Genomic DNA, 5,410 nt, shown 5'->3' with positions numbered 1-5,410 from the left:
CTAGCGTTCTGGTAAATCAATGCTTGCATCTACCAACAACTTAGACCGATGTTATCAGTTACTCGGCATCTATCGCGGCGCATCGATAGACGAGCTAAAAACTGCTTACCGTTCTCTAGCTCGCAAACTGCATCCCGATCTCAACCCAGGTGATGTTGACGCACATCAACGTTTTATCTCGCTCAATCAAGCTTATCAAACTTTACTCGCGGGAATTACGGCAACTGCTAAGCCTCACCCCGATCGCCCGACTCAGCAGGCACCAGCCAGTACGACTAAGACTCGCGCTACTACTGCGCCACCGTCAACCACCACGCAAGATCGGCCGCAAGATAGCGATCGATTGAAGTGGCAATTGTATGATGAATTACAGTCTTTATTAAAGCAACAACAATTTTTAAAAGCGATCGTCTTAATTGAGGGTTTAGCTCATCATTCCCCTCAAGATCGTCAGGTTTGTCAATGGCAAGGGATTATTTACTCTCAATACGGCAATCAACTAATTCACCGCCGCGAATTCGATAAAGCGCGAATCTATCTCAAAAAAGCCCTCAAGGTCGATCCTCACAATCGTCAATTGTGGCAAGAAGTCGATCGTGGATTCAATCGGATTACTCAATTAAGTTAACTGTGGATAGTGTTTTAGTGGATAGTGGATAGTGTTTTAGTGGATAGTGGATGGTGAAAAGGTGCTGTACTTAGGGAGAACCTGAGTAGAGTTTGTTGCTGGTGCAGTATGTGAGTTAACGAGACACAGGGGTTTAAATCCCCACCCTAAAAACCCAATTATCAATTATCAATTAACCATCGATCGCGCCTAATAATTTGAGCGTTTGCCGTTGTCCCAATGCCAAGCCAGTAGCTCCGGTAATATTCAGATCTTCGTAGGGACGACTGAGGCGCAGCCGATGGATCGCGCGATCTCCATCGACATCCCAGATCGCGATCGTTTCATCTTCGCCAGCACTAGCGATCTGGCTGCCATCGGGACTATAGGCGATCGACCACACCCAATTTTGATGGTCGGTATAGGTTTGGAGACATTCACCAGTGGGAATCTGCCAGCGTTTAATAAGTCTGTCACCGCTACCGACGATCGCGTGATAATCCGGATTGGATGTGGCCGCGATCGGTGTGGGACTAAACGCTACAGTCAGGATGAGACTATTGTGAACGATCTTTGTGGGCAAGCATTCCCAATTAGTTGTGTTCCAAATTTTGACAGTGTTGTCCATGCCACCACTGGCGAGGTAACGTCCGTCCGGACTAAATGCCACGGTTAAGACGGGCAAAGCGTGAGCAATAATCGTTTGCAAACACTTACCTGTATCCAGATCCCAAATCCGCACGGTATGTTCGCAAGCAGTCGCAATCGTCCGATTTATAGCGCACAAGGCAACTGCTTGAATGCGATTGGGGTGTCCTGACGAGCGAGCGAGTTTGCCAGTATCGATCTCCCAGATCTGGAGATCGGCTTGATAATTACCCACAATTAACTGCTGGCTATCGGGACTAAATACTAGCGCACAAGTCCCTTCCATCTCGGCATCATCAGCACCGCTTCGCTGAACGATCGTTTGAATGCAGGTCAGGTCTTGTAAATCCCAAATTCGGAGCGTACGATCGAGACTACTACTTGCCAAATATCGTCCATTGGGACTCACAGCCAGTGTCGGTACCGCAGCGAGATGTCCGGTTAAGGTGTGAAGGCACGTCAGACTCTGCCAATCCCACAGTCGAATCCCCCCATCGCGATGACAGCTTGCCAACCAGCCGCGCTGCGGTACGAACGCGATCGATTTAATCCAGTTACTATACCCACTAATAGTTTTGACACATTTACCCTGTTGCAGATCCCAAATCGAGATCGTCCGATCCTCGCTCCCGCTGACTAGATGCCGATCGTCAGCAGCTAGCGAAATCGACCAAATCCGGTCTTGATGCGCGCGAAACGCCATCCTACAAGAGCCTGCTGTCAAGTTCCACACCCGGATCGTCCGATCTTCACCAGCACTGATGAGGGTCTTGCCGTCAGTGCTAGTATCGATCGACCATACCCAGTCTGTATGTCCGTCGAGGGTTTGCAGCAGTTGCCCAGAAATTGTGTCCCAGATATAAATCGTCGCTGACATCCCGCTGACAATCAGTTGCCGACCGTCAGGACTATAGATCGTCCGAATTACCCAATGTTCGTGCTGCAAAATGTGTAAACATGCACCAGTTGCCAAATCCCAAATCCGCACGGTACCATCGGCACTCGCACTCGCCATCTGGCGCTCATCGGGACTGTAAGCGATCGAAAATACCCAATTAGTATGCCCCCTCAATACCTGGAGACAATAGCTATCTACCTGCGGAACAGATACGGCACAGAGTACTTTTACCAGATCGTAGATCCGAATCAAAGTATCGTCGCCACAGATGGCGACCCGGCGACCATCTTGGGTAAATTGCATCCCTCTTAACGTCTGAGTATGGGGGCCGATCAGCGCGATTTGGTTGCCAGTGGCAATGTCCCAAAATCTCACCGTCCCATCCTCGCTAGAACTAGCCAAAATCCGCCCGTCAGCACTAAAGGACAGCGCCCGCGTCCAGTTAGTATGTCCCTGATAGATGGCAACTCGTTGGCCGTCCCTACTGTGCCACAACGAGACATCACCATTGGCTTCGCCAGTGGCAATCAGATTGCCATCGGGATGATACACCGCAAAGACAATTCCGCCAAAGGCTTGTGTAAATACACAGCGATCGAAGATCGCGCCAGCAAAATTGACTCGTTCGAGGATCGCCCCCGCCAAATACGCCGAGCGGATCGGTAATGAAGAACAGTCTAAATCTTTCAGCGTGCGTGGCTCTAGTTCCAACAGTAAATTGAGGATATTTCCCGCTAGATAGCCAGTCGGGATCGGATCGAGGGTCTGCCACACGCCTAGAATCTGCCGGAGGTGCTGACTGAGCTGCTGGCGAGATCCCCACTGCTCGATCGATCGATCGAGAATGGGTCGCAAAATCGACTGGGTTTGGGTTTGTCGCAGATAATCTTTGGTCTGTGCCTGAATGATGGCGTAAGTGTTGAGGTGATAAAAACGCTCGATCGGATCTAGAGTTGGCTCAGCAGGGTTTGGCGGGGCGAGTTCGGCGACAAATCGCTCGATCGCTCTAGTGGTAACATAAGCGATCGTGACTGGCTGGAGCGACCAGTTCCGCTCCTGTGAGGTGATAATGCACCGCCGGGACAGCGACTGGAGCGCGTTCATCATCTCCCCGGACATCTGGCGATCCGCCAAATTCGACCGCAATTGGTTGCTACTAATCGGTTCGCGCTCCAGCGCCAGCCAGTAGACTAGTTGTTGTTCGATCGGCGATAACCGCTCGAATTGCCGTTGGAGGATATCATCGATATTCCGAAACTGGAGTTGACCCTTCTTCATGAGGGGGTAAAGCTCCAAGATTTTTTCGCCACCGCCAGTCATTTCGATGGCGGTAATGATGGCAATTTTCAGCGCGAGGGGATTGCCGCTATAGTGGGCGTGAACTTCCTGCCACATCTGCTCGGGTAGCTCTGGCGAGCCGTAAGACTGGATCAGTTGATGTCCGGCGACTGAGGTCATCCCATTAATAACCAGCGAGCGCACTAGCTGGGGGTTGACGATTTGCGATCGGGCGATGGTGTGGGGTTGTTCGCGCCCGGTAAAGATCGCACAACTTTGATGCGGTAGCTCGCCCAGCGCTCTAAACAACCGATCGTAACTTTCATATCCTGGTAGATATTGCCCCGATTGCACTTTGCCTTCGAGGATCGATTCGACATTATCCAAGACTAGCAGACAGCGATTGCGCCGCAGACCAGCAATTACTAACTCGATTTGCGCTTCTAGCGAACTTGGTAAATCTCCAGATTGCGAGTTCAAACAGTGCAGTAAATCGCTGCATAGTTCGGAAACTGGCGGTAGATTGAGTAACGATCTCCAGATGGTGCGATCGAAATAGCCTTCCAGTTGCCGTGCGATCTTTAGAGCTAGGGTCGTTTTACCCATCCCACCCATCCCGAGTAAGAAAATCATCCGACACTGCTCGTGCAGACACCAGTCGGTGAGCATTGCCAGTTCCTCAGTGCGTCCGTAAAACCGATCGGGTTCGGGATCGTGCGCTGGTGAGGATGCAGGAGCGCGATCTGCGAGCGCAACACCATCTGACACCGACTGGAGCCAATTATCGGGATTTTCGACGGGTTCAGATCCCAAATGGCGGGGTGACGCTGGCTGATATCCCGGCTGCTTGGTATGCCACAGTAATACTGCTGCCAAACTATTTTTGGTCACTTTTGGACCGAGGCGGGTACTTAATAACTGCCACAATTGTGCGCCCGTTTCCCGAATATACCCAATCTGATAGCCTCTAGGAGTTTCGGGGGTGGCAATGTCGGCAACTTCGGCTTCAGTCGTGCTGGCTTCTAAAAGTTGCTCGGACGGGACATCAGTTCTGGCGACGATCGCAATTTCTTGATAGCTGCGCCCTGCGATCGCACCGCGAATTACCTGCATCTGCACGGAATTCAGCAATTTGGGAGCCAAAATAGTTTCAATAATCGCGATCGCTCGATCGGCATCCATAGGTAAATAAGTTGGTATTTGGTACTTTGACTACATTCGAGGTCGGTTGGTTGACACCGATAAGAGCAAAAATTACTGCCCGTTGCCACTACCGATCGCAGATTGTCAAATCTGCAACACCATAAATCCGTCCGCCACCGATTCTTCTCACGGAGCGACCCAAATCACGCGGAGGTTCCCGACCCATGGCTTTGGGTCAGCGATTCGCGAGCGAGATTAATCTCGATTTTAAGTTACCCAGTTGTAGAGATCGTACCTTTGAACCTACTTTTTCCATACCTTTATATCTATTTACTAGCTCTTGCATGGGTTAAAGTATGGCTACAGAGTGTTTGTGTGTTCAACTTTTGATTTTTTTGGTTTGAATTCCTTCATTGGAGCTACCTCCCAAATCAATCAGCCTTGAGAATGATTAGTACCGATCCAATGGACTACATCTTCTCAAGGGTTTTTTTTGCCGACGAAAGTTAGGTATTAGGCTTTAGGCTTTAGGCTTTAGGCTTTAGGCTTTAGGTTTTCGGGGGGAAAGGGGAAAGGGTAAAGGGGAAAGGGTAAAGGGTAAAAGGTAATGGGTAAAAGGTAATGGGTAAAGGGTAAAGGGTAAAGGGTAATGAACAATTCTTTATCCCCCAGTCCCCCAGTCCCCCAGTCCCCCCGTCCCTCCAACTCCCAACTCCCAACTCCCAACTCCCAACTCCCAACTCTCCCACTCCCATCTCTATCCACTAATAATCCCTGCCGGGTTCGGGAAACCGCACACGGATCGATCGGCATCCGTTTAGCACTCCTCCTCATAG

At 50.4% G+C, this 5,410-nt stretch carries 3 protein-coding genes; 2 read left to right on the top strand and 1 reads right to left on the bottom strand.

Going from position 1 to position 5,410, the window contains the following annotated elements:
- Positions 1 to 19: 19 nt before the first annotated feature.
- Entirely contained in the window at positions 20 to 628 is a 609-nt protein-coding gene (locus tag RMO35_RS19410) for a DnaJ domain-containing protein (RefSeq protein ID WP_309743306.1), read from the top strand.
- Between the two features lie 172 nt (positions 629 to 800).
- Here the strand turns inward: RMO35_RS19410 and RMO35_RS19405 are convergent, their stop codons facing one another.
- A complete protein-coding gene (locus RMO35_RS19405) occupies positions 801 to 4,613 on the bottom strand; it encodes an NB-ARC domain-containing protein (RefSeq protein WP_309743304.1) in 3,813 nt (1,270 codons plus the stop codon).
- 610 nt (positions 4,614 to 5,223) lie between these two features.
- On the opposite strand from RMO35_RS19405, the gene RMO35_RS19400 reads away from it, so the two are divergent.
- On the top strand, positions 5,224 to 5,410 hold a 187-nt coding region (locus tag RMO35_RS19400), incomplete at its 3' end, for a hypothetical protein (RefSeq protein ID WP_309743302.1).

The sequence above is a fragment of the Chamaesiphon sp. OTE_20_metabat_361 genome, from assembly GCF_031364565.1.
The sequence above is the reverse complement of the archived record's forward strand: the minus strand, read 5'-3'. Positions and strand labels throughout refer to the sequence as shown.